Genomic DNA, 21,342 nt, shown 5'->3' with positions numbered 1-21,342 from the left:
CCTGGTCGCGCGATCGACGAGGGTTGTCGGCATGAGCGAAACAGTGAACCCCATCGCCGACGGCTACCACTCGATCACCTGCTTTCTCGCGGTGTCCGACGGCAATAAAGCAATCGACTTCTACACAGCGGTCTTCGGCGCAGAAGTGGTCGGCCGCAGTGACCTGCCCGACGGCCAGCCCGCGCACGCCGAACTGAAGATCGGCGACTCGACCCTGCAAGTGGGCATGCCCATCCCCGACAACAACGTGTTCGCCCCGAACGGCGACTGGGTGCACACCTCGATCGTGCACTACTGCCCGGACGTCGACGCAGTCATCGAACGCGCCATCGCGCACGGCGCCCGCAGTGCCGAACAGCCGCAGACCTTCGTCACCGGCGACCGGTTCGGTGTCGTGATCGATCCGTTCGGTCACCGGTGGGCAGTGATCACCAAGGTCGAAAACGTCTCCCGCGAGGAAGCCGAGCGCCGCGTCAACGAATGGATGGCGACGCAGTCCTGAGCCCGCCGCGGCCGAGCTGCCGGACACCGCCGGGCCCAGCCTCAACTCAACCCGGCGGCGTCCATGCCGCGCAGTTCCTTCTTGAGATCGGCGATTTCGTCGCGTAGTCGCCCGGCCAGCTCGAACTGCAGATCCCGTGCCGCACTCATCATCTGCGCGGTGAGTTCCTTCACCAGGTCCGCGAGCTCGGCACGCGGCATCGATTTGACGTCGCGGCCCTCGTAGATGCCCGCGCTCACCGCGCGACCCGGCTCACCCTGAGCCCTGCGGCCACGACTGGCGTTACGACCGGAACCGCCGACGGCGACCTCGCTGTCGTCGGCCTCCTGGTACACCTGATCCAGGATGTCGGCAATCTTCTTGCGCAGCGGCTGTGGGTCGATGCCCATTTCTTCGTTGTAGGCAACCTGTTTGGCCCGGCGCCGCTCGGTCTCGCTGATGGCGAACTGCATCGAGTCGGTGATCTTGTCGGCGTACATGTGCACCTCGCCCGACACATTGCGCGCAGCACGGCCGATGGTCTGGATCAGCGCGGTCGTGCTGCGCAGGAAGCCTTCCTTGTCGGCGTCGAGGATCGCGACCAGCGACACCTCCGGCAGGTCGAGGCCCTCACGCAGCAGGTTGATGCCGACGAGCACGTCGTACTCGCCGAGCCGCAGCTGCCGCAGCAGTTCCACGCGCCGCAGCGTGTCGATCTCGGAGTGCAGGTAGCGCACCCGGATGCCGAGGCCGAGCAGGTAGTCGGTCAGATCCTCGGACATCTTCTTGGTGAGGGTGGTGACCAGCACGCGTTCGTCGCGCTCGGTACGCTGGCGGATTTCGTGGATCAGGTCGTCGATCTGTCCCTTGGTCGGCTTGACCACGACCTTCGGATCGACGAGCCCGGTCGGGCGGATCACCTGCTCGACGACCTCACCGCCGGCCTGCCCGAGCTCGTAGGGACCCGGCGTGGCCGACAGGTACACCGTCTGCCCGATTCGATCGGCGAATTCCTCCCAGGTGAGCGGTCGGTTGTCGACCGCGGACGGCAGCCGGAAGCCGTATTCGACGAGGTTGCGCTTGCGCGACATATCACCCTCGTACATGCCGCCGATCTGCGGCACGGTGTTGTGCGACTCATCGATGACGAGCAGGAAGTCTTCGGGGAAATAGTCGATCAGCGTGGCAGGCGCGGTGCCGGCCGCACGGCCATCGATGTGGCGCGAGTAGTTCTCGATGCCGGAGCAGAACCCGACCTGCCGAATCATCTCCAGGTCGTACTGGGTGCGCATGCGTAGCCGCTGCGCCTCGAGCAGCTTGCCCTGCCGTTCCAGCTCGGCAAGCCGCTGCTCCAGCTCATTCTCGATATCGCCGACCGCGCGCTCCATGCGCTCCGGACCCGCCACGTAGTGGGTGGCCGGGAAGATTCGCACCGTGTCGACCTGTCGGACCACATCGCCGGTCAGCGGGTGCAGGTAGTACAGCGCCTCGATCTCGTCACCGAAGAACTCGATGCGCACCGCGAGCTCCTCGTAGGAGGGAATGATCTCGACGGTGTCGCCGCGCACCCGGAACGAGCCACGGGTGAACGACATGTCGTTGCGGGTGTATTGCACGTCGACCAGCAGTCGCAGGAACGCGTCGCGGTCGAGCTCGGTGCCCACCTCCAACTGCACCGACCGATCCAGGTACGACTGTGGCGTGCCGAGGCCGTAGATGCACGACACCGACGCGACCACCACCACGTCCCGGCGCGAGAGCAGGCTCGAGGTGGCCGAGTGGCGCAGCCGCTCGACATCGTCGTTGATCGAGCTGTCCTTCTCGATATAGGTGTCGGTCTGCGCGATGTACGCCTCGGGCTGGTAGTAGTCGTAGTACGAGACGAAGTACTCGACGGCGTTGTTGGGCAACATCTCTCGCAGCTCGTTGGCCAGCTGCGCGGCGAGGGTCTTGTTCGGCGCCATCACCAGCGTCGGGCGCTGCAGCCGCTCGATCAGCCAGGCGGTGGTCGCCGACTTGCCGGTGCCGGTGGCGCCGAGCAGCACCACGTCACGCTCGCCCGCCCTGATCCTGCGCTCCAGCTCTTCGATGGCTGCGGGCTGGTCACCGGCGGGCTTGTGATCGCTGACCACCTCGAACCGGCCGTCGGCCCGCTCGATCTCGCCGACCGGCCTGAACTCGGAATGCGCGAGCGGCGTCCCACCGGCCCTGTCCTCGAAGCCTTCCGCTGGGATTTCGGTTGCGAATGCCATGCTCATCAGCCTAAGCCCAGCCACCGACAGATTCCCGGCGGCAGTATTTCAGCGGGAAAGCGCCGGGTCGAGGACCGTGGTCACGACCTTGCGGACAGCAGCGGTCTCCGGCGGCGTGCCCTCCCGGCCCGCGAACAGCAGGTGCCCGGTCCCGATCACCATGAGCGCGAGGGTGTCCACGTCGGCGTCGGCCGCGATGCGGCCGAGGTCGCGCTCGGCGGTCAGGTAGGAGGCGATCATGGCCGCAGCCTCCGTCACTACCGGGACGCCGGGTGGCCGGACCCGGCGCAGCCGGGCGCGCAACTCGCCGCGGAAGGTGACGAGGCTGATGATCGCCACCGCGACCGACTCGAACAGAGTCGTCAGCGCGCCGGTGACGTTCTCGGCGACGGTGCCGGTTCCCGCGGATTCGCGCAGCGCGACGGCCTGGTTGTCGATCCGGCCGATGCGGTCGAGCACGAGCTCGGCGAGGAAACCGTCGAAGTCGGCGAAATGCCGGTGCAGGACCCCCTTGGCACAGCCTGCCTCGGTGGTGACCGCCCGGCTGGTCAGCGCGTTCGGTCCGGCACGGAGCAGGATGCGCTCTGCTGCGTCGAACAGCTGTTCGCGCACGTCACGCAGGGCAATGCCGGTCGGCATACCGCGAATCCTTCCCTCGCCCAGCCCTTCTCGATTTACGAGTGGGCATGTGCCCACTATAGTGGGCACATGCCCACTATACCGTCGGAACAACCGCCCCTTTCCGAGCCCGAGCCACGCGAGGCGCATCGGGCCCGACACATAGCCGAGTCGTTCGGCTCCGACGCCGAACGCTATGACCGAACCCGCCCGCGCTACCCGGACGCCCTGGTGGCGCGGATAGTCGCCGAGAGCCCCGGCCGCGACGTGCTCGATGTCGGGACCGGCACCGGCATCGCGGCCAGGCAGTTCCAGGCGGCAGGCAGCCGGGTGCTCGGAGTCGAACCCGACCCGCGGATGGCCGAGTTCGCACGTCGCAGCGGCGTCGAGGTCGAGGTGTCGACGTTCGAAGCCTGGGATACCGCAGGCCGGACGTTCGACGCGGTCGTCGCCGGGCAGACCTGGCATTGGGTCGACCCGGTCGCGGGAGCAGCCAAAGCGGCGCGAGTGCTGCGCCCCGGCGGGCGACTGGCCGTGTTCTGGTACGTATTCCAACCACCGTCGGCACTGGCCGCAGCCTTCGCCACGGTCTACCGCAGGGTGCTGCCCGGCTCGCCTTTCGACCGCGCGACGATGCCCGGCCTGGACACCTACTCCACGTTCTTCACCAAGGCGAGCACGGGAATACAACAGGCCCGCGCGTTCGGCGACGCGGCGCAATGGCGGTTCGACTGGGAGCAGTCCTGCACCCGCAACGAGTGGCTGGAGCAGGTGCCGACCTTCGGCGGTCACAGCCAATTCCCGGCGGACAAGCTGGAGGCACTACTGGATGGCATCGGCGCAGCCATCGACGCGACAGGGGGCGGCTTCACGATGCACTACACCGCAGTGGCGGTCACAGCGGTGCGAACCGACACCGACCGACCTCCCACAATCGGGTAACACCGGAAACCCACCCGGAGCGGCCGAATCCACCCGACGTCGCATCAGTGGCCGCCCGGCGCGCCATCGGAGTTCCCGCGCACCGCCACCGGCGAGCAGCGGTACACGACTTGTTACTTGCCCGAAATGTCCGTTGCCGCAACGATATTCATCACATTCCTAGACAAAGCGCGCAACTCCCGACGGGTGTAGCCTGATTTGGTTATCGGTACAGGGTGTTATCGGTACAGGGTGTTATCGGTACAGGGTGAAGGAAGACGCCATGAGCGCTCTGATTCCATTGCTCGCCGCAGTGCCTGCAATGACCGGGATAGCCGGATACGTCGCCAGGGACATGCGCGGGGTCGCACCAGGTCAACTGACCTCCAGGCTCGCGACAGCACCACCGCGGCCGCTCGCCGCGGCCGCTCCCGCCAAACCGAAGGTCGAGTATTTCAATCTCGCCGATCTGACCAATACCGACGCACGAGGCTTCGTCCGGTCGGTGGAGCGCTATCACGTCGAGCCGTGGGGCCTGTATATGGCCAGGACGGTCAGCGGGCCGGAGTTCCACTACGTCGAGTCATGGCTGGTGCCGGAACTGTCGATCCGCGCGACGATCACCCACCGCAGTCCAGCGCATCACCGAGGGCAGGATTACTGCCTGGACATCGGCGAATTCACGAAGGTCGAACCGAAGCGCTGGAAAGCGATCGACCACTACCTCGACATCATGGTGCAGGGCGGGCGCAAGTCCGAGCTGCGCGGCGTCGAAGACCTACTGGCCGCCCACGCGGCCGGTTTGATCGACACGACGCAGGCACACCGCGCCTTCGAGCGGGCCACCACCGCGATGGACGGCCTTGCCGCACACGACCACGATGTCGAACGCTGGCTCGCCTCGCATGGCATCGCGCTGAGCTGGATGTAGCGGACGCCACCGCTACAGCACTCGACGCAGGCCCGGCGGCGGTAGATTCTGTGTGCATGACACAGGCACCATCAGTGGACGTGCATCGCCCGAAGGTGGAGTACTTCGACCTCGCGGCGCAGACCAACACGGATCCGAAGGGTTTCGTCAGGCCGGTCGAGCAGTTCCGCGCGGAGCCATGGGGCCTGTACATGGCGCGTGTTTCCGACCATCCGCAGTTCCACTACATCGAGTCGTGGCTGCTACCCGAGCTGTCCATCCGCGTCACCGTCTTCCACTACCACCCCGAACACAAGCGCGATCAGGACTACTACGTCGATCTCGGTGAGTTCACCCAGGTCGGGCCGAACACCTGGAAGTCGGTGGACCACTACCTGGACATCGTGGTGCGCACCGGCCGCGACACCGAGCTGCTCGACGTGGACGAGCTGCTCGCCGCCCATGCCGCAGGGCTGATCGGCTTCGGCGAGACCCAGGCCGCAATCGAGTACGCCGCCGCAACGATCGAGGGCATCGCCGCCAACGGCCACTCCCTCGAGTGCTGGCTCGCCACCCTCGGCATCACGCTCACCTGGCGGTAGCTCCTTTCTCGAGCACCTCTTGACAACGGCCTGCGCTGGCCTTTATTGCCGCCGACGGCACCCCGCGCGGGCTGCCGATCAACTTCTGGCGGAACGGCGCCGAGATCGTCATGGCGGGTTTCGCACCGTCGAAGAAGGCGAAAGCAGTGCGCGCCCGCCCCGACGTCGCCATCACGATCGACACGAATTCCGCACCGCCGGAGGTGCCGCTGATCCGCGGCCGCGCCGAGGTGCACGAAGTAGACGGCGTGGCACCGGAATACGCCGCAGCCATGAGCAAGGGCGGTGCGGAAGCCGTCGCCGACTACCTCGACTTCGTGACCGGGACGGCGCCCGCGATGGAATGAATCGTAGTGCGGCCCACCTGGGTCGGCGTGCTGGACTCCCGAACCCGGTTTCCCACAGGCACACCCGAATGGATCCGCTCGCCCCTGACCCGCTGAGTCCAGCGGACGGAGCGCGCGAAGGCTGGGGTCAGTCTGTGGAACGGCTGGGGGCCCTGCTGTCGGCAACGCGTCAGCGCTGACGTCGAGCTCACCAAGGTCTGGATGCGGCGCTGACGGGAAATTACCTGCCGCCCGTCACCGCACCGCCGCGGACCACTGCACTTGACCCGGCCCGCCCATCGCACCCAGCGGTGCCCGGTCGCGCCCGATTTACCCGTCGCGTTCGCGCCAGGCGCGAACTCGCTCGTACGCGGCGTCGAACCACGGCTCCTTGACCTCGAGGTAAGCGAGCGTCGCCTCCTCGCCGGTCAGCCCGGTCGCCTTGGCTTCGCCTGCCCGTTTCATCTCGAGGTACTCGGCGCGGACTGCGGCATCCGACCGCAGCCAGTCCCGGAAGTCGAGCGCGAACCGCTGCCCAGGCGAACCGGCAACGCGGACATGGACATTGGCGAGCCGGCCGGGGTCGGCGTTGGAATGCAGCCGCTTGGCCCACCGGCCGATATCCGTCCCGGCCGGGTCCGCGCTCGTCGGTTTGGGATTGTCGTGCGTGGCATGTGCCTTCACGGGGAAGCCCGCCGCGCCGAGCGCATCGCGCAACCCATCGGCCGTCGCCATATCGGCGACCGTGATCTGCACGTCGATCACGTCCTTGGCGGGCAGGTCCGGCACGGCGGTCGAGCCGATGTGGTCGATCTGTGATGCGGCCGGACCACAGGCCACCCACAGCCGCGCAATGAGCCGCTGCGCCTGAACCTGCCACTGCGGGTTCGGTGCGACGACACGCACATCCGGCCGCCGCGCGGGCGTTCCGGTGCGCAGGTTGCGCTCGAACGGCACCAGGCGCTCGTCCCACAGCCGGTGCACGATCGGAACGATGTCGTCTGCGGCGCCGCTGTTGTCGAGCAACACGTCGGCCACCGCGCGCCGCTGTTCGTCGGTGGCCTGGGCGGCAATTCGCGCCCGCGCATCGGCCTCGGAAACACCGCGGAATTCGACAAGTCGCCGAATTCGAATTTCCTCGGGGACGTCCACAATAAGAACAAGGTTCATCAACGGCGCGAGACCGTTTTCCACTAGCAACGGAATATCCTGGACAAGAATTGAATCCGGCGCAGCGGCGGAAATAAGTTCAGCAGTTCGCTTTCCGACCAGCGGATGCGTTATCGAATTCAGTGTCGCGCGCGCTTCGTCACTGCCGAATGCCTTGGCCGCGAGCGCGGGCCGGTCCAAGCTTCCGTCCGCGGCGAGGATGTCCCCGCCGAAGGCCGACACGAGCGCCGCCAGCCCCTCGGTACCCGGCGCGACCACCTCCCGTGCGAGGACATCGGAGTCGATGACCACCGCGCCACGGTCGGCGAGTATCCGCGCCACCGTCGACTTGCCCGCTCCCATGCCTCCGGTGAGGCCGATCCGCAACATTCGACCAGTCTCGCATCCGCACCGGGCGGGCCGGGCTCCCACCCGAGCGTCGGCGCGGACCCCCGGCACCCAATCAGCCCGAATACCCACTCGGACCGACCATTCCACCACCCGCGCCGCTATTTGCCCGATCCGTGACTCTGTCGAGACCATCTCGCAACATTTCCGGCCGATTGCCGTTCGCGGGCGACAACTTTCCGACACGCCGAGGCAATTGCGTGCGCAAAATACTCTGACTCGCCCTTTCGTTCGGCTAATCTTCGCCGTGGCGATCCAGGCCAGTACCAGCAAGCAAAGGAACATCATTGGGCACCAGAAACAACCAGACGGGTCGCCACCGCCTGGGTATGGCGGGTGGTATGCACTGCATACAGATCCCCGCCGTTGCGGCCGCGCTCGCCGAGCACCGCCGCACATGGTTCACCGCGTTGATCAACCCCGCTCGGCACAGCTTCGCCGCCATGCGAAAACGCTCTGCCGCGGCAGCCACGTATTGGGTACCTGCGACCGCCAGCTGACCCCGACTTCCGAAGTGGCCCAGTCCGAACCGGACTGGGCCACTTTCGGCGTGCTCGGACGATGCCACTCGGCCTGAGTCGGCTACCCGGCTGCTGCTGCGGCATTTCATCGAGCGGCGCCGGATACGGCATGCCCGTGGTCGCCGTGCCCAATGCCGGATTCAGGCCGCATTGTGCGGGCGCGGCAGCGACTTTCGGCTTCGGATCGGTCAAGATCGTTTTCGCCGCATTCGGTATCGATCCGAAATCGAACGTCGATGTCATATCTCCGGCGATACCGCGCCGCCACAGCGTCAGGTTCGGCACCTCGACACCGAACCTGGTTTCCAGCAGCCGTAATTGGGATGCGAGGTCGAAGGTCTCGGAGGCAACGAGGCCGCCGCGGCCGTATGGCGAAATCACCAGTCCCGGAACGCGATAGCTTGCCAGACCGGTTCGTAGGCTGGCGGAAAATATCTGAGTTCGGCCAGTTCCCGCTCGTTCTCGATACGCCGCTCCTCGGCGGTCCGACTCGCCTCGGTCTCGCGCGCCGAAATCACTTCCTGGGTCGTCAGTTCCGCGAGGTGAGCGATCTGGCTCTGTTCGCTGCGGTAGGGCTTCTGCAAGTTCTCCCAGAGCGTCGACGAGCTGACCACCGCTTCCTTGATCTGTACGGTGACAATGCCGAGGCCGAGCCCTCGGTCGCGGCCGTCCCCTGCCGCATCGCCGGATCCCTCGGCCACCGCTCTGAGCCTCGCCGTCAATTCCTCGATGATCGGCTGCTTGTCGCTGAGCACATCCCGCACCCCCATGGTGGACACCTTGTCCTTGATGGCGGCCTCGGCCTGTTCGCGCAGCTGAATGTTCACCAACCGCATCGGATCCTCGCCGTCGGAGAAGTCGAGCTTGCGATAGGCAGTGGCGAAATCCTCGATGATCCACTGCACGTACCCCTGGACCAGCACACCCTGCAGTTCGCTGCAAATGCAGTAGGCGTTGATCAGGATCGTCTGCATGGCGCCGGGCACCACGAGATACGCATCGGTCGCGGGGTTGAAGCGGAAGGAGACGCCGAGCCCGATGTGCAGCGGTTCGCTGCGACCACGCCGGGTGTGCACGACAAAAGCGTTGGGCGGCACCAAAACCGTTCGCCACCGCCAGAATCCGGTGACCCTGACCTCCACCGGCCCCGGCCCGCTGCCCTGCACAGCGGGCCCAACTCGATCGGCCCGCTTCGCCATAGCACCGCGACGTACCTGCTGCGCCGGTCCACCGGGCGCGGCCGGCGGTGCGGGCGCAAACGCCTCCGCCGCCATCGGCTTGCGGGTGCGCAAGTCACCTTCGAGTGCGGCCTGCTGGGCAACGACCTGTTCGAGGTAGTCGTTGCGGCCCGAATTGCTCCCCATGCCCGGCACCCTACCGCCGAACGCGACCCTCGACAGCCCGAATTCGGTTACCCCCGAATCGATCCCGCGCACTGCCGCAAGCACCGATCCCGCGTGGTCTACCGCGCCGCCACCATCAACGGTCCCGCGCTCTACGGCCGGTCAGGAGTCACACCGATTGTCATCACTGGCGGGGGATGAGCCGCAGATCAAATGCCCGAGGCCTCCCGGCCGGCAATCGGGAGGCGACGTGCACGCGAAGACGGCGGCGCGGGCTACGGTGCCTGCCGGCCCGCGGCGGCTCGGTCTTCCCCGGTCGACCGGCTCTACCGAGCAGGATCCGGAATCACGAGTGTCAACACGAGCAGCACCATGGTCAGCGGGAGAGCCCAGATCAGGGTGTCCGGAATGGCATCGGCCGTAGCCGTTGCCGAGGCGGGTTTTCCGGCGAGTTCGTGGCCAAGGACACCGCCGTAGACTGCGATGCCGAGCGACATACCGAGACCGCGCAGAGCCAGCACTGTGGACGTGACCGCACCGAGTTCCGTTACGGCGACGGCGTTCTGCGCAACTGTCACCAGCAGCTGCAGGTTCATCCCGATGCCGCCGCGCGGCAGTCGTAGCGCAGCTCCGACAAGTGCCATGGAGATCAAGCCGAGCGGCACATTGATGTAGAAGATCCAGCGCCACCCCACGGTGTCGGTGATCACCCCGCCGACTGCAGCGCGAGCCGGATGCGGTCGGGTTGCCGCCGATCACGGCGATCGGCCGCTGACTGCTCTCGAAACCGTGGCAGTAGGGGCAGTGGAATACCGCCCGCCCCCACAGCTCGGCGATACCGGCGATGTCGGGCAGCTGGTCGACCAGGCCGCTGGCCGGCAGCAGCCGCTTGGTGTCGGCTTTCGTGCCGTCTGCGAGCTGCACGATGAAGCCGCGATCGCCCTGGGCGACCCCGGTGGCCGCACCGTCGCGAACCTCGACGGTGGGATACATCATCAGCTGGTCGCGGCCGATCGCTCGGAGATCGGCGGGCGGCACGCCGTCTCGGGTGAAGAAATTGTGGACGGCAGCGGCGGGTGCGTTACGGGCGTGGCCGGAGTCCAGCACCAGAACGCGTCGGTGGGCGCGGTCCAGGGTCAGTGCGGCGAGGCAAGGCGGCCGGGCTGAGCCTGGAGCAGTTGCGGGAAATGCTCGACGCACCGGACCGTGCCGCGCGCCGAACCGTGCTGGCCAGACAATACGAGGAGCTCGGCGTCCGGATCGCCGAAGCGCAGGCCTCGCGGCGGATGATCGAGCACGCGATGGCGTGCGAAGCAGAGGACTTCATGCAATGCCCGACATTTCGACAGCTGGTCGCGGCGGTGGCCGAGGGTAACCGCACCCCACTCGGGGTAGCGGCTACCCCGAAATACGCAAAAGCCCCGCACCCAGAGGGTGCGGGGCTTTACCAAGCTGCGTCGATCAGATAGCGCGGACGTCCTGGGCCTGCGGGCCCTTCTGTCCTTGGCCGACCTCGAACTCCACGCGCTGTCCTTCTTCAAGGGACTTGAATCCCGAGCCGGACACGGCGGAGTAATGAACGAAGACGTCAGGGCCGCCACCGTCTTGCGCGATAAAGCCGAAGCCCTTTTCGCTGTTGAACCACTTCACACTGCCTTGAGTCATTGCTTACTTCATTCTTTTCTGTAGATGAGCCAAGCGGATCACGTCGATAAGCCTGATCTCACTGGACAACCATGCCATGGATCGGGGGCAAATGACGAAGAGTGTGAGCCAATCAACCCTCGGCACCGGGTACGGCCGCGGCGCGGCGGCCTCCGCGATGCGCCGATCAAGCGATTCCGCCACGCGGGTCGACCTCGGAGTTGGACCATAGATGCACGTGGTGCAGTGAGGACCGCGTTCTCTTCCCGTTGTGTTCAGCGATCCGTCTACGCCACACAGGAGGAACGAATCCATGATGACCACTCGGAATCATCGCCGCACTGTCCGGACCGCGACCGTCTTCGCATCGATGGGCGCCACCTTGGTGCTGACCGCTGCCCCTGCGCTCGCCGCCAATACCGTCGACATCACCGTTGCCGCACCGAGCAGCGTCGGCGTCGAATACAACTGCGACGCCGGCGCTGGGGTGACAAGTATCAAGGTGATGGCGGGCGAACCCACCGCAGAGCGCCCTGCGGCCCTCGGCACCCAGAACGACGTCGCCTGTGACGGCAGCCAACACGTCGCCACCGTCTCCTTGGCAGGAGCCGCCGGGGAGGCGCCGTTGGCGTCGGGTGCGGTTGTACAGGTACGCGCGGCCTTGGTCGATCAGAACGACGTCGTGATATCCGGGCAGGCGAAGGTGCTCACGCTGCAGTAAAGCCCTGGGTGATCAGGAGCCACAGCGGCAGCAGGACCAGCGCGATGACGGAGGTCTTCGCGACGATCGCTGCCGCGAGGTCGACGTCGGTGTCATAACGCTGCGCGAAGATGAACAAGTTCTGTGGCGCAGGCATCGCGGCGATCACCACCAGGTAGGTCAGCCATCGGCCGGTGATGCCGAACACGTACTCGGCCACGACGAACGCCAGCAGTGGGAGCGCGACACATTTGCAGGCGATCAGCGCGTATTCGTCGCGAGCGGCTCCGCGCAGTCGCAAACCTGTCCCGCCCAGGTGCAGACCGAGTGCGAACAAAGCCACCGGCGCGGCCGCGTTGCCGCTGAAAGCCAGCGCATCACCGACCCACTCCGGCACCGGAACTTCTGCCACATTGGCGGCGACGCCGAGGTAACAGGCGATGACAATCGGCGTACCCAGCGCCGCACAAATGCCACGTATCACGGCAGCGCGCGGCGGACGGTCCTGGTCGTCCTGCGCCGCACCGTATTCCATGATGGCGATGACGACCACTGTCAGTACACAGACCTGGAGCAGGATCGTCGGAAAGACCGGCGCGGCATCATCGAACAGGAGCACGAAAACCGGTATGGCGAAGTAGGTCGTGTTGACCTGTATCCCCGCCATGATCCGCAACGCAGTGCCCCGAACATCGGCGCCGATCACCCGGCGCGCGGCGAAGCCCACGACCACCATCCCGACAAGCACCGTTGCCAGGTACGCGGCGATCGCCACCGGGTCGAACACCTGCCCCAGATCGCTCGCATACAGCGAACCGAACAAGTAGCACGGAATTGCGAAGAGAAAAGCGAAGTCGGAGAAGGCCTTCGAGCTCTCCGCTCCGATGATCTTGCGCCGCGCGAATACCACGCCACCGCCGAACACCACAACGACCGGCGCTAGTTTCGCCGCGGTGCCGGCAAGGCCGCTCAATCGTCCCCCGTTGTCGTGGCCTCCTGCGGTGGTGTGGCCACCGGGAACGGCCTTGCGGTACCCGACGCTGTCGGATCGAGATGCTGACCGGTCACCAGGAAGAGCCTAGAGACAGCCTGCGCAGGCTGCGAGCGGGCCATAGGAACCTTCGCGCACACTGACGTGGAAGCTTGTTTCTAACACGGCGCACAAACGGGAAGGCCCCGATCCGCGAGCGGATCGGGGCCTTCCTCGTAACGTGCCTATCAGGCGTTGCCGGAGAGCTTCTCCCGCAGAGCCGCCAGCTGCGCGTCGCTGGCCAGCGAACCACCGGCCGACTCGGGCGAGCTGGAGGAGGACGCCTGCGAACCGCTCTCGGAGGAGTAGTTCGACGAGCCGCCACCGTTCGCGGCCTCGGCCGCGGCGTCGGCCGCCATCTTCTCCATCTGCGCGGTGTGCATCTTGTGGCGACGCTCGGCCTCGGCGTAACGGCCTTCCCACTCTTCGCGCTGCTTGTCGAAGCCTTCGATCCAGTCGTTGGTCTCGGAGTCGAAGCCCTCGGGGAAGATGTAGTTGCCCTGCTCGTCGTAGCTGTCGGCCATGCCGTACTTCGACGGGTCGAACTCGGCGTGGTAGTCCTCGTTGGCCTGCTTGAGGCTCAGCGAGATCCGGCGACGCTCCAGGTCGATGTCGATGACCTTGACCATCGCGTCGTCGCCGACGGCGACAACCTGGTCCGGGACCTCCACGTGGCGCTCGGCGAGCTCGGAGATGTGCACCAGGCCCTCGATGCCCTCTTCGACGCGCACGAACGCGCCGAACGGAACCAGCTTGGTGACCTTGCCCGGGACGATCTGGCCGATCGCGTGGGTGCGGGCGAACTGACGCCACGGGTCTTCCTGAGTCGCCTTGAGCGACAGCGAAACCCGCTCGCGGTCCAGGTCGACGTCGAGCACCTCGACGGTGACCTCGTTGCCGACCTCGACAACCTCGGAGGGGTGGTCGATGTGCTTCCAGGACAGCTCGGAGACGTGCACCAGGCCGTCGACGCCGCCCAGGTCCACGAAGGCACCGAAGTTGACGATCGAGGAGACCACACCCTTGCGGACCTGGCCCTTCTGCAACTGGTGCAGGAACTCGCTGCGGACCTCGGACTGGGTCTGCTCGAGCCACGCGCGGCGGGAAAGGACCACGTTGTTGCGGTTCTTGTCCAGCTCGATGATCTTGGCCTCGATCTCCTTGCCGACGTACGGCTGGAGGTCGCGGACACGACGCATCTCGACGAGCGAGGCGGGCAGGAAGCCACGGAGACCGATGTCGAGGATCAGGCCGCCCTTGACGACCTCGATGACGGTGCCCTTGACGGCCTCGTCCTTCTCCTTGAGCTCCTCGATGGTGCCCCAAGCGCGCTCGTACTGAGCCCGCTTCTTCGACAGGATCAGGCGGCCTTCCTTGTCCTCCTTGGTGAGAACGAGAGCCTCGACCTCATCGCCCACGGAAACGACCTCGTTCGGGTCGACATCGTGCTTGATGGAGAGCTCACGGGAAGGGATGACGCCTTCGGTCTTGTAACCGATGTCGAGCAGGACCTCGTCGCGGTCGACCTTGACGATGGTTCCTTCGACGATGTCGCCGTCGTTGAAGTACTTGATCGTGGCGTCGATGGCGGCGAGGAAATCCTCGGCGGAGCCGATGTCGTTGACGGCTACCTGCGGCGAGGTGACGGTGGTGGGCATGTGTCGGTTTGCTCCGGACGGATTGTGGTCGGTTGCGGACATTGGAACTTTCGGTACGCTGCGAACTCACCGCGATGACGCGACGTGACGGACATAATGAACGTACCGCACGGCAAAGCTTGTGAAACTCAGCGCGGGTGCTCTGTTACCTCACCTGTTACTTCAGCCCCTTCTGAGGACATCGGTACGGCAGTACAGAAGGCACTCGCGCGTTCAGCGTACGCGACCTTGGTCCGGCCGGGCAAACCGGTCTCGACGCCACGCCGGACTACGCTGACCGCGTGTCGGAAGATCGCCATGCGCAAGCAAACACACTGCTCGGAACGGCCGGGACCGCGCGCACCCGGATCGGCTCGGAAGCCAGCCAGCAGGCCAGCAGACGCTGGTGGGATGCCGATGCCACCCAGTATCACGAGACACACGCCGATTTCCTCGGCGTGGATTCCCCCGACGGCGAGTTCGTCTGGTGCCCCGAGGGCTTGCACGAGGGCGACATGCATTTGCTCGGCGAGGTTGCCGGCAAGCGGATCCTGGAGATCGGCTGCGGTTCCGCGCCGTGCGCACGCTGGCTCGCCGGACAGGGCGCGCACGCGGTCGGCCTGGACTTATCGATGGGCATGCTCGAGCGCGGCCTTGCCGCCATGGCCCGCGGCGGACCCCAGGTTACCCTCGTGCAGGCCGGCGCCGAATCGTTGCCTTTCGCCGCCGCCACCTTCGACCTGGCCTGCTCAGCCTTCGGCGCCATCCCGTTCGTGGCCGACTCGGCGCAGGTGATGCGCGAGGTCGCCCGGGTGTTGCGCCCCGGCGGGCGCTGGGTGTTCTCGGTGAACCACCCGATGCGCTGGATCTTCCCGGACGATCCCGGTGAGGCCGGTCTGACCGCCTCGATCCCCTATTTCGACCGCACCCCCTATGTAGAGGTCGACAGCGAGGGCGAGGCCACCTACGTCGAGCACCATCGCACCATCGGGGACCGGGTCCGCGAGATCGTCGCCGCGGGCCTGATCCTCGAAGACATCATCGAACCCGACTGGCCGGAGTGGCTGGACCGCGAATGGGGCCAATGGAGCCCATTGCGCGGCGAATTATTCCCTGGCACAGCCATTTTCGTCACAAGTAAGCCGACAGCCCGATAGCGCCACCGCGCTGAGCCGATCACGCCCGGTCGACCACCCGAAAACCTGTGCGCCGTCGAGGATTCCAGACCCACCGGCGACGCACAGGCTTCAAGAACGTCAGATCGGCCGCACGTTTTCCGCCTGCGGGCCCTTCTGGCCCTGGGTGACGTCGAACTCGACCCGCTGGTCGTCGTTCAGGCTGCGGAAGCCCGTGTCGGCGATCGCGCTGAAATGGACGAAGACGTCCGGCCCTCCGTCATCCGGAGCGATGAAACCGAATCCCTTGTCCGCATTGAACCATTTGACAGTGCCCTGCATCATCACTCCCGCCGTTGGAATCTATGACCGAACGTCCTGATACTGCCTGGTCCACCCGCAGATTCCCAGCATTTGACGCCGTCTTGGCGGTAGGAATTCAGCGCGAAGGCGCGATGACAGGCTCCGACCGGCCGAATTCCGCCGGCAACGCGGCGCGTGCGGCGGCGATATGCGCGCCGAGATCGCCGCCGGAATTCAGCCAGATCTGGTATCCCGCGAAGAAGCAGGACATGCCGACCTTGGCCCAGAGCAGCGGTCGCACGTCCGCACCGACATCGACGCCCATCCGGCGCGCGAGATGCTCGGCGACGAGCGTTTCGACTGCGTTGCGCTTGGCGAGTTCCCTGGCCTGCAAGGCCGGGTTGGCGGCGATCAGTGTGTCTCGGGCGCGGGCATCGGCAAGGCGGTCGGCGAAACGCAGGACCATCGGGCCGATCACCGCGGCCAGCGTGGACTCCGGCGACTCGCCCTCGGGGCGTTCGTCGAGCAGGCGGGCCAGTTCCTCGCGATGCTCGTCGTCCTCGGCGAAGAGCAGCTCGTCCTTGCTCGCGTAGTAGCGATGCAGGGTTCGAGTCCCCACGTCGGCTTCCGCGGCGATGTCGGCGACGGTCACGGCATCGAACCCGCGTGCGACGAACAGCCGCAACGCGGCGTCGGCGATCGCCCGCCTGGTGCGTTCCTTCTTCCGATCCCGCAGCGACATCCGAATATTGTCACACAGCCCGCCACATGGCAGACTATGCCATATGGCAATGAGTGACAGAACCGTGGTGATCACCGGCGGGACAAGCGGGCTCGGCCACGAGTGCGCACGCACACTCGCCGCAAACCCCCGGTGGACGGTCGTCATCACCGGGCGCGACGCCGATCGGACGCACGCGAGTGCGACTGCCATCGGCGCACGTGGGGCCGCCCTCGACCTCGGCTCGCTGGCATCCGTCGCACGATTCGCGGCCGAATTGCGCGCTGCCGCACTGCCGCCACTGCATGCCCTGATCTGCAATGCGGGGCTGCAGTTCACCCGGCGCACCTACACCGAAGATGGCGTGGAAGCCACCTTCGGCGTCAACCACCTGGGGCACCTCGCCCTGGTGCGGGCATTACTCGACGAGCTGACCCCACCTGGACGGATCGTGTTCGTCAGTTCCGGAACACATGATCCCGACCAACTCACCGGAATGCCGGACCCGCTCATCGCCTCGGCCAGAGAGCTCGCCTACCCCTCGGTCCCGACCGAATCCGCGCGGCGCGACGGCCGCCGTCGATACAGCACATCGAAACTGGCCAACCTGCAAACGGCCTATGAGCTGGCCAGGCGGCTGGGGCCGCGCGGGATCACGGTCAATGCTTTCGATCCCGGCTTGATGCCGGGCACCGGACTGGCCAGGGACGCCGGGAAAATCGGTCAGCTCCTCTGGCGCACGGCCGCACGAGCACTGGTCGCCTTGCCTGGCGTGCATACGCCTGCCACCTCGGGCGCTGATCTCGCCTGGCTGGCGGCCGATCCCGCAGTTGCCGACGCGACCGGCCGCTACTTCGTCGGACGCGCCGAGCGGCCGTCGTCGAAGGTGTCCTACGACCTCGACCTGCAGCACGCACTGTATGACGACAGTATCGAACTGCTGGACGAGCTCACCGTAGCGGCGAGTTCCGAGCACCCATGACAGCAGCGGCGGCGGCACTTCCGACGACAGGCGAGCCGTTGCCGATACCCACCCACCTCACCGAGTCGCCTGTCCAGGCTCGGCGTGGCCGTTGCGGCACACGCCGCTACGCAACAGCACGCCGAAAGGCCCCGCCACCAGAGGGTTCCAGCGTTTGTGCTGGTAACTCTGGGGACGGGACCACGTGGCCGGAACTCGCCGCGGTCACTTCGGCTTTCGGCCTGCCTGTTCCAACGCTCGCCGCAGGGCGTATTCGATCTGTGCATTGATGCTGCGCAGATCATCGACCGCCCATTTGGCGATGGCGTCGTGCACTGCCGGGTCGAGGCGAAGTAAGAGCTTCTTCCGTTCAGCCATCGCCGCGGCTCAGGAGTAGATCGATCCGGTGTTGACCACGGGCTGGATGGCCCGGTCGCCACACAGGACGACCAAGAGGTTCGACACCATGGTGGCCTTTCGCTCCTCGTCGAGGTCGACCGTGCCCTGTTCGGCCAGCTTCTCCAGCGCAAGACCGACCATGCCGACAGCGCCCTCGACAATGTGGGTGCGCGCGGCAACCACTTGCGCGGCCTGCTGCCGGACGAGCATCGCCTGAGCGATCTCGGGGGCGTAGGCGAGGTGGGTGATCCGAGCCTCTAGCACCTCGATGCCCGCCATTTCGGTGCGCTCCCGCAGTTCGACGGTCAGTTCTCCGGCCACCTCGGCACCATCGCGCAGGCTGGTGCGATCGGCGTCGTGCGCGTCGTAGGGATGCGTGGTCGCCAGATGCCGGACCGCCGCCTCGGACTGGGTTTCCACGTACTCCTCGTAGTCGTCGACAGCGAAAGCGGCCTTGAAGCTGTCGACCACCCGATAGACAACAACCGCGGCGATCTCGACCGGGTTGCCGTCGGCGTCGTTGACCTTCAGCTTCTGCGTCTCGAAATTACGCACCCGCAACGAGATGCTGCGCCGATCGGTGAGCGGCACCACCGAGAAGAACCCGGGTTCGCTCACCGAGCCGATGTAGCGGCCGAAGAACTGCACCACCTTCGCCTCGTTCGGATTGACCACGGTCAGACCGGTTGCGAGCAGGAGCAGCACCACCACGATGACCGTCGCGACAATCGCCGCGACCAGTGCGGGCGCATTGCCGTTGCGCCCCGCGATCACGTAGCCGAGCACGGCACCCCCACCGAACAAGATCGTGAGCACCAGCCAACCCAACAGCACCGAAAAGCCGTTCAGGCGGAATGCGTCCCGAAACTCCATAACATCCTCCGAAGTATCAAAGTGATATCACAATGCTAGCAGAGGACGCCGGGGCAACCGGTTCAGTGGGCCGGGGTGATGTTGCGGTTGAAGCGGAACATGTTGTGGGGGTCGCGGTTTGCCTTCAGGGTGGCGAGGCGGGTGTAGGTGTCGGGGGTGTAGCCGGTGCGGGTCTGATCCTCGGTGGCGGCGGCGCCCGCACCGTAGAGGAAGTTGAGGTTGTGGCCGAGGGTCCAGGGTGCCAATGCGGCGCGGACCGCCGCGTGGTCGGCGGGAGCTGTTGCGGCACTGCCCGGTTCGGGCAAGGTGATGACGCGGACGAGGTAGCCTGCGTCGCGATGGTCAACGGCGATTCCCGCGGGGCCGGGCCTGCGCAGCGCTCCGCCGAGGTGGCGAATGTCGACTACGGCCTGGATCGGTGCGCCAGGGCCGGTGACCGCAAGCAACGCCGACCGGGTTTCCGGAGTGAGGTCGGAGAGTAGGGCGTTGGTCGCCGCGTAGGCGTGCGGGTGGTCGGGGTCGCTGTGAATGGTGTGCGACTCGGTGTAGGGCATCGCGCGCAGGTCATCGCGCAAGCGGTTGCCGATCGCGCGAAGCGGGGCGACCAGCTTTTCCCCCTCATCGGCGGGTCCGTTGAAGGCGATCCGAAACGACGCCACGTAGCGGCCGCGCAGCGGCTCGGGGACCTGCGGAATGTTCGGAAAGGTCAGCATGCTGACGGTCGAAGTCAGTTGCTCAGGGACCGTTTCGGTCCACGCCCGCCACACGCCGAGCGCCTGCTCGACCAACGCCGTGTCGAATACCAGCTGACCGCCGTACACAGTGGTCACCGGAACCAGCTCCACTTCCATAGCGGTCACTACGCCGAAGTTGCCGCCGCTGCCGAGCACCGCACCGAACAGCTCGTCGCCGGGAACCAGGGTGCGCATCCGTCCGTCGGCGGTGACCAGCTCGATGACGCGCACATGATCGGCCGCGTAGCCGAATTCCCTTGCCAGCAGGCCGAGTCCGCCGCCGAGGGTGTAGCCGACAACGCCGACCGATGGCGACGACCCGTTCAGCGGCGCGAGACCGTGCCGTGCCGCCGCCTCGACCAGCGCGCCCGCCCGGACCCCTGCCGCGACCCTCGCGGTTCCGGCGACGGGATCGATGCGGATGTCGGTCATCCGCCGGGTGCTGACCAGCACGCCACCGTCGGCGGCGACCGACAGCCCGTGCCCAGTGGCCTGAACGGCCACCGGAAGTCCCTGGCGCGCCGCGTACTCCACTGCGCTGCGCACGTCCGCCGCGTGCACGGCCCCGACGATGAGCGCGGGCCGGTGTGAGTAGGCGGTCTGGAAGCCCGCGATCTCGTCCTCGTACCCGGCGTCGCCGGGGTAGTAGACGGGGCCGGCGAAGGTGTCGATATCGATGATCTGAGCTGCGGTGTTTCCCATGACTCACACGATGCCCGCGCTCGAATGAGAAGTACAACAGATAGTTCTGCTTGCTTCTAGAATCATTGATTATGGAACTGCGTCAGCTCCGCTACTTTGTCAGCGTCGTGGAGGAAGCCAACTTCACCCGTGCCGCGGCCCGCCTGCACCTGGCCCAGCCCGGGCTCAGCGCCCAGATCCGCCAGCTCGAACGCGAGCTGGGTCAGCAGCTGCTCGATCGCAGCGGCCGTTCGGTGACCACGACAGAGGTGGGTGCGGCAGTGCTGCCGCATGCGCGAGCCGCACTCGCCGCGACCGAGCAGATAACGCAGACCGTGGACGAATTCACCGGCCTATTGCGTGGGCACGTGCGCGTCGGCTGCATCTCGGGCACCGCCACCGAGGACTTCGATATCTCCTCGGCACTGGCGGACTTCCACGACGATCACCCGCAGGTCGGTATCAGCCTGACCGAGAACACCTCCGAACAGATGCTGGCCGCGGTGCGGCACGGCGAGCTGGACATCGCCCTCGTCGGATTGACCGGAGCGGAACTCGATGCCGATCTCGGTATCGACGTCGTGCTCGACACTCCGATCGTCGCGGCCGTCGCGCTCGACGGACCGGACCGGACACACATCCCGCTCGGCGAGCTCCGCGACCACCCACTGATCTGCCTGCCACGCGGCACCGGAATTCGCGGCGTCTTCGACCGCGCCTGCGCCACAGCGGGTTTCGAGCCGGATGTGGCGTTCGAAGCGGCCGCGCCGCCACTGCTGCTCCGCCTGGCCGCCCGCGGCCTCGGCATCGCGGTGGTACCCGCGCTGAACCCCGAGGAAGCCGCGGCGTTCGGGGTGCGGGTACTACCGATCAGCGAGCCGCAGCTGCACGGCAAGCTCGCACTGGCCTGGCGGCGCGACCGGCCCGGCAGTCCTGCCGTCAGAGTCCTGCTCGGTCAGCTCCGAATCAGTCTGGCGCGCACCAGGACTCCGTAGCCGGTGCGCGGGGCGGCG

At 66.4% G+C, this 21,342-nt stretch carries 25 protein-coding genes and 1 pseudogene; 12 read left to right on the top strand and 14 right to left on the bottom strand.

Annotation, left to right across the window (positions count from 1 at the left end):
- Positions 1-31 precede the first annotated feature (31 nt).
- Entirely contained in the window at positions 32-502 is a 471-nt protein-coding gene (locus OHQ90_RS17130) for a VOC family protein (RefSeq protein ID WP_328411671.1), read from the top strand.
- 41 nt (positions 503-543) lie between these two features.
- On the opposite strand, the gene uvrB is transcribed toward OHQ90_RS17130, so the two are convergent.
- Both uvrB and OHQ90_RS17120 read right to left on the bottom strand, forming a co-directional pair.
- Complete coding sequence (gene uvrB / locus OHQ90_RS17125; RefSeq protein WP_328411670.1) at positions 544-2,733, bottom strand: excinuclease ABC subunit UvrB; 2,190 nt, start codon at positions 2,731-2,733, stop codon at positions 544-546.
- A 48-nt stretch (positions 2,734-2,781) separates the two neighbouring features.
- Positions 2,782-3,372: a TetR/AcrR family transcriptional regulator gene (locus OHQ90_RS17120; protein WP_328411668.1), complete on the bottom strand. Its 591-nt coding sequence runs from the start codon at positions 3,370-3,372 to the stop codon at positions 2,782-2,784.
- 69 nt (positions 3,373-3,441) lie between these two features.
- Between OHQ90_RS17120 and OHQ90_RS17115 the strand changes: the two genes are divergently transcribed.
- The 4 genes from OHQ90_RS17115 (at position 3,442) to OHQ90_RS17100 (ending at position 6,131) form a co-directional block, all read left to right on the top strand.
- Entirely contained in the window at positions 3,442-4,293 is an 852-nt protein-coding gene (locus tag OHQ90_RS17115; protein ID WP_328411667.1) for a class I SAM-dependent methyltransferase, read from the top strand.
- Between the two features lie 262 nt (positions 4,294-4,555).
- Entirely contained in the window at positions 4,556-5,203 is a 648-nt protein-coding gene (locus OHQ90_RS17110) for a DUF402 domain-containing protein (RefSeq protein ID WP_328411666.1), read from the top strand.
- Between the two features lie 56 nt (positions 5,204-5,259).
- Positions 5,260-5,784 carry a DUF402 domain-containing protein gene (locus OHQ90_RS17105; RefSeq protein ID WP_328411665.1) on the top strand — a complete coding sequence of 175 codons (525 nt, stop codon included), beginning with the start codon at positions 5,260-5,262 and terminating at the stop codon, positions 5,782-5,784.
- 110 nt (positions 5,785-5,894) lie between these two features.
- The gene (locus OHQ90_RS17100) at positions 5,895-6,131 is read left to right on the top strand and encodes a hypothetical protein (protein WP_328411664.1); all 237 of its coding nucleotides are present in this window, start codon (positions 5,895-5,897) and stop codon (positions 6,129-6,131) included.
- A 309-nt stretch (positions 6,132-6,440) separates the two neighbouring features.
- Here OHQ90_RS17100 and coaE read toward each other — a convergent pair whose 3' ends face one another.
- Positions 6,441-7,649 (bottom strand): dephospho-CoA kinase, encoded by a 1,209-nt coding sequence (gene coaE / locus OHQ90_RS17095; RefSeq protein WP_328411662.1) that lies wholly within the window; start codon positions 7,647-7,649, stop codon positions 6,441-6,443.
- 359 nt (positions 7,650-8,008) lie between these two features.
- On the opposite strand from coaE, the gene OHQ90_RS17090 reads away from it, so the two are divergent.
- Entirely contained in the window at positions 8,009-8,167 is a 159-nt protein-coding gene (locus OHQ90_RS17090) for a hypothetical protein (protein ID WP_328413469.1), read from the top strand.
- Positions 8,168-8,224: 57 nt separating this feature from the next.
- Here the strand turns inward: OHQ90_RS17090 and OHQ90_RS17085 are convergent.
- The 3 genes and pseudogenes from OHQ90_RS17085 to OHQ90_RS17075 all read right to left on the bottom strand — a co-directional run.
- Positions 8,225-8,587: pseudogene (locus tag OHQ90_RS17085) on the bottom strand (alkaline phosphatase family protein); the annotation flags it as partial.
- Positions 8,566-9,387, bottom strand: a complete 822-nt coding sequence (locus OHQ90_RS17080) for an SPFH domain-containing protein (protein ID WP_328412905.1) — start codon at positions 9,385-9,387, stop codon at positions 8,566-8,568. The gene OHQ90_RS17080 and the pseudogene OHQ90_RS17085, both read right to left, overlap by 22 nt.
- Positions 9,388-9,857: 470 nt before the next feature.
- Positions 9,858-10,241: a hypothetical protein gene (locus OHQ90_RS17075; RefSeq protein WP_328411661.1), complete on the bottom strand. Its 384-nt coding sequence runs from the start codon at positions 10,239-10,241 to the stop codon at positions 9,858-9,860.
- A 79-nt stretch (positions 10,242-10,320) separates the two neighbouring features.
- Here OHQ90_RS17075 and OHQ90_RS17070 point away from each other — a divergent pair, with 79 nt between their 5' ends.
- Both OHQ90_RS17070 and OHQ90_RS17065 read left to right on the top strand, forming a co-directional pair.
- Positions 10,321-10,698 carry a hypothetical protein gene (locus OHQ90_RS17070; RefSeq protein ID WP_328411659.1) on the top strand — a complete coding sequence of 126 codons (378 nt, stop codon included), beginning with the start codon at positions 10,321-10,323 and terminating at the stop codon, positions 10,696-10,698.
- Complete coding sequence (locus OHQ90_RS17065) at positions 10,671-11,000, top strand: MerR family DNA-binding protein (RefSeq protein WP_328411658.1); 330 nt, start codon at positions 10,671-10,673, stop codon at positions 10,998-11,000. The genes OHQ90_RS17070 and OHQ90_RS17065 overlap by 28 nt, the downstream gene beginning before the upstream one ends.
- Here the strand turns inward: OHQ90_RS17065 and OHQ90_RS17060 are convergent.
- Positions 10,993-11,196 (bottom strand): cold-shock protein, encoded by a 204-nt coding sequence (locus OHQ90_RS17060; RefSeq protein ID WP_327114982.1) that lies wholly within the window; start codon positions 11,194-11,196, stop codon positions 10,993-10,995. The two genes, OHQ90_RS17065 and OHQ90_RS17060, sit on opposite strands and share 8 nt — an antisense overlap.
- A 292-nt stretch (positions 11,197-11,488) precedes the next feature.
- Between OHQ90_RS17060 and OHQ90_RS17055 the strand changes: the two genes are divergently transcribed.
- Positions 11,489-11,896 (top strand): hypothetical protein, encoded by a 408-nt coding sequence (locus tag OHQ90_RS17055; protein ID WP_328411657.1) that lies wholly within the window; start codon positions 11,489-11,491, stop codon positions 11,894-11,896.
- Here OHQ90_RS17055 and OHQ90_RS17050 read toward each other — a convergent pair.
- Both OHQ90_RS17050 and rpsA read right to left on the bottom strand, forming a co-directional pair.
- Entirely contained in the window at positions 11,883-12,848 is a 966-nt protein-coding gene (locus OHQ90_RS17050) for an AEC family transporter (RefSeq protein ID WP_328411655.1), read from the bottom strand. The genes OHQ90_RS17055 and OHQ90_RS17050 overlap by 14 nt on opposite strands.
- Before the next feature lie 245 nt (positions 12,849-13,093).
- Positions 13,094-14,563 carry a 30S ribosomal protein S1 gene (rpsA, locus tag OHQ90_RS17045; protein ID WP_328411654.1) on the bottom strand — a complete coding sequence of 490 codons (1,470 nt, stop codon included), beginning with the start codon at positions 14,561-14,563 and terminating at the stop codon, positions 13,094-13,096.
- Positions 14,564-14,844: 281 nt separating this feature from the next.
- Here rpsA and OHQ90_RS17040 point away from each other — a divergent pair, with 281 nt between their 5' ends.
- A complete protein-coding gene (locus OHQ90_RS17040; RefSeq protein ID WP_328411652.1) occupies positions 14,845-15,699 on the top strand; it encodes a class I SAM-dependent methyltransferase in 855 nt (284 codons plus the stop codon).
- Positions 15,700-15,798: 99 nt separating this feature from the next.
- On the opposite strand, the gene OHQ90_RS17035 is transcribed toward OHQ90_RS17040, so the two are convergent.
- Both OHQ90_RS17035 and OHQ90_RS17030 read right to left on the bottom strand, forming a co-directional pair.
- A complete protein-coding gene (locus tag OHQ90_RS17035) occupies positions 15,799-16,002 on the bottom strand; it encodes a cold-shock protein (RefSeq protein WP_328412903.1) in 204 nt (67 codons plus the stop codon).
- A gap of 94 nt (positions 16,003-16,096) precedes the next feature.
- Positions 16,097-16,702 (bottom strand): TetR family transcriptional regulator, encoded by a 606-nt coding sequence (locus tag OHQ90_RS17030; RefSeq protein WP_328411651.1) that lies wholly within the window; start codon positions 16,700-16,702, stop codon positions 16,097-16,099.
- Positions 16,703-16,751: 49 nt separating this feature from the next.
- Between OHQ90_RS17030 and OHQ90_RS17025 the strand changes: the two genes are divergently transcribed.
- Positions 16,752-17,663, top strand: a complete 912-nt coding sequence (locus tag OHQ90_RS17025; protein ID WP_328411649.1) for an SDR family NAD(P)-dependent oxidoreductase — start codon at positions 16,752-16,754, stop codon at positions 17,661-17,663.
- A 204-nt stretch (positions 17,664-17,867) separates the two neighbouring features.
- On the opposite strand, the gene OHQ90_RS17020 is transcribed toward OHQ90_RS17025, so the two are convergent.
- The 3 genes from OHQ90_RS17020 to OHQ90_RS17010 all read right to left on the bottom strand — a co-directional run bounded on the left by OHQ90_RS17020 (position 17,868) and on the right by OHQ90_RS17010 (position 20,350).
- Positions 17,868-18,020 carry a hypothetical protein gene (locus tag OHQ90_RS17020; RefSeq protein ID WP_328411647.1) on the bottom strand — a complete coding sequence of 51 codons (153 nt, stop codon included), beginning with the start codon at positions 18,018-18,020 and terminating at the stop codon, positions 17,868-17,870.
- 9 nt (positions 18,021-18,029) lie between these two features.
- Positions 18,030-18,914: an SPFH domain-containing protein gene (locus OHQ90_RS17015; RefSeq protein WP_328411645.1), complete on the bottom strand. Its 885-nt coding sequence runs from the start codon at positions 18,912-18,914 to the stop codon at positions 18,030-18,032.
- Between the two features lie 62 nt (positions 18,915-18,976).
- The gene (locus OHQ90_RS17010; RefSeq protein ID WP_328411644.1) at positions 18,977-20,350 is read right to left on the bottom strand and encodes an FAD-binding oxidoreductase; all 1,374 of its coding nucleotides are present in this window, start codon (positions 20,348-20,350) and stop codon (positions 18,977-18,979) included.
- 71 nt (positions 20,351-20,421) lie between these two features.
- On the opposite strand from OHQ90_RS17010, the gene OHQ90_RS17005 reads away from it, so the two are divergent.
- Entirely contained in the window at positions 20,422-21,324 is a 903-nt protein-coding gene (locus OHQ90_RS17005; RefSeq protein WP_328411642.1) for a LysR family transcriptional regulator, read from the top strand.
- Positions 21,325-21,342: the final 18 nt, after the last annotated feature.

The organism is Nocardia sp. NBC_00403, from assembly GCF_036046055.1.
Lineage (GTDB): Bacteria > Actinomycetota > Actinomycetes > Mycobacteriales > Mycobacteriaceae > Nocardia.
Note: the sequence above shows the minus strand (reverse complement) of the source record. Positions and strands in the feature narration are given on the sequence as shown.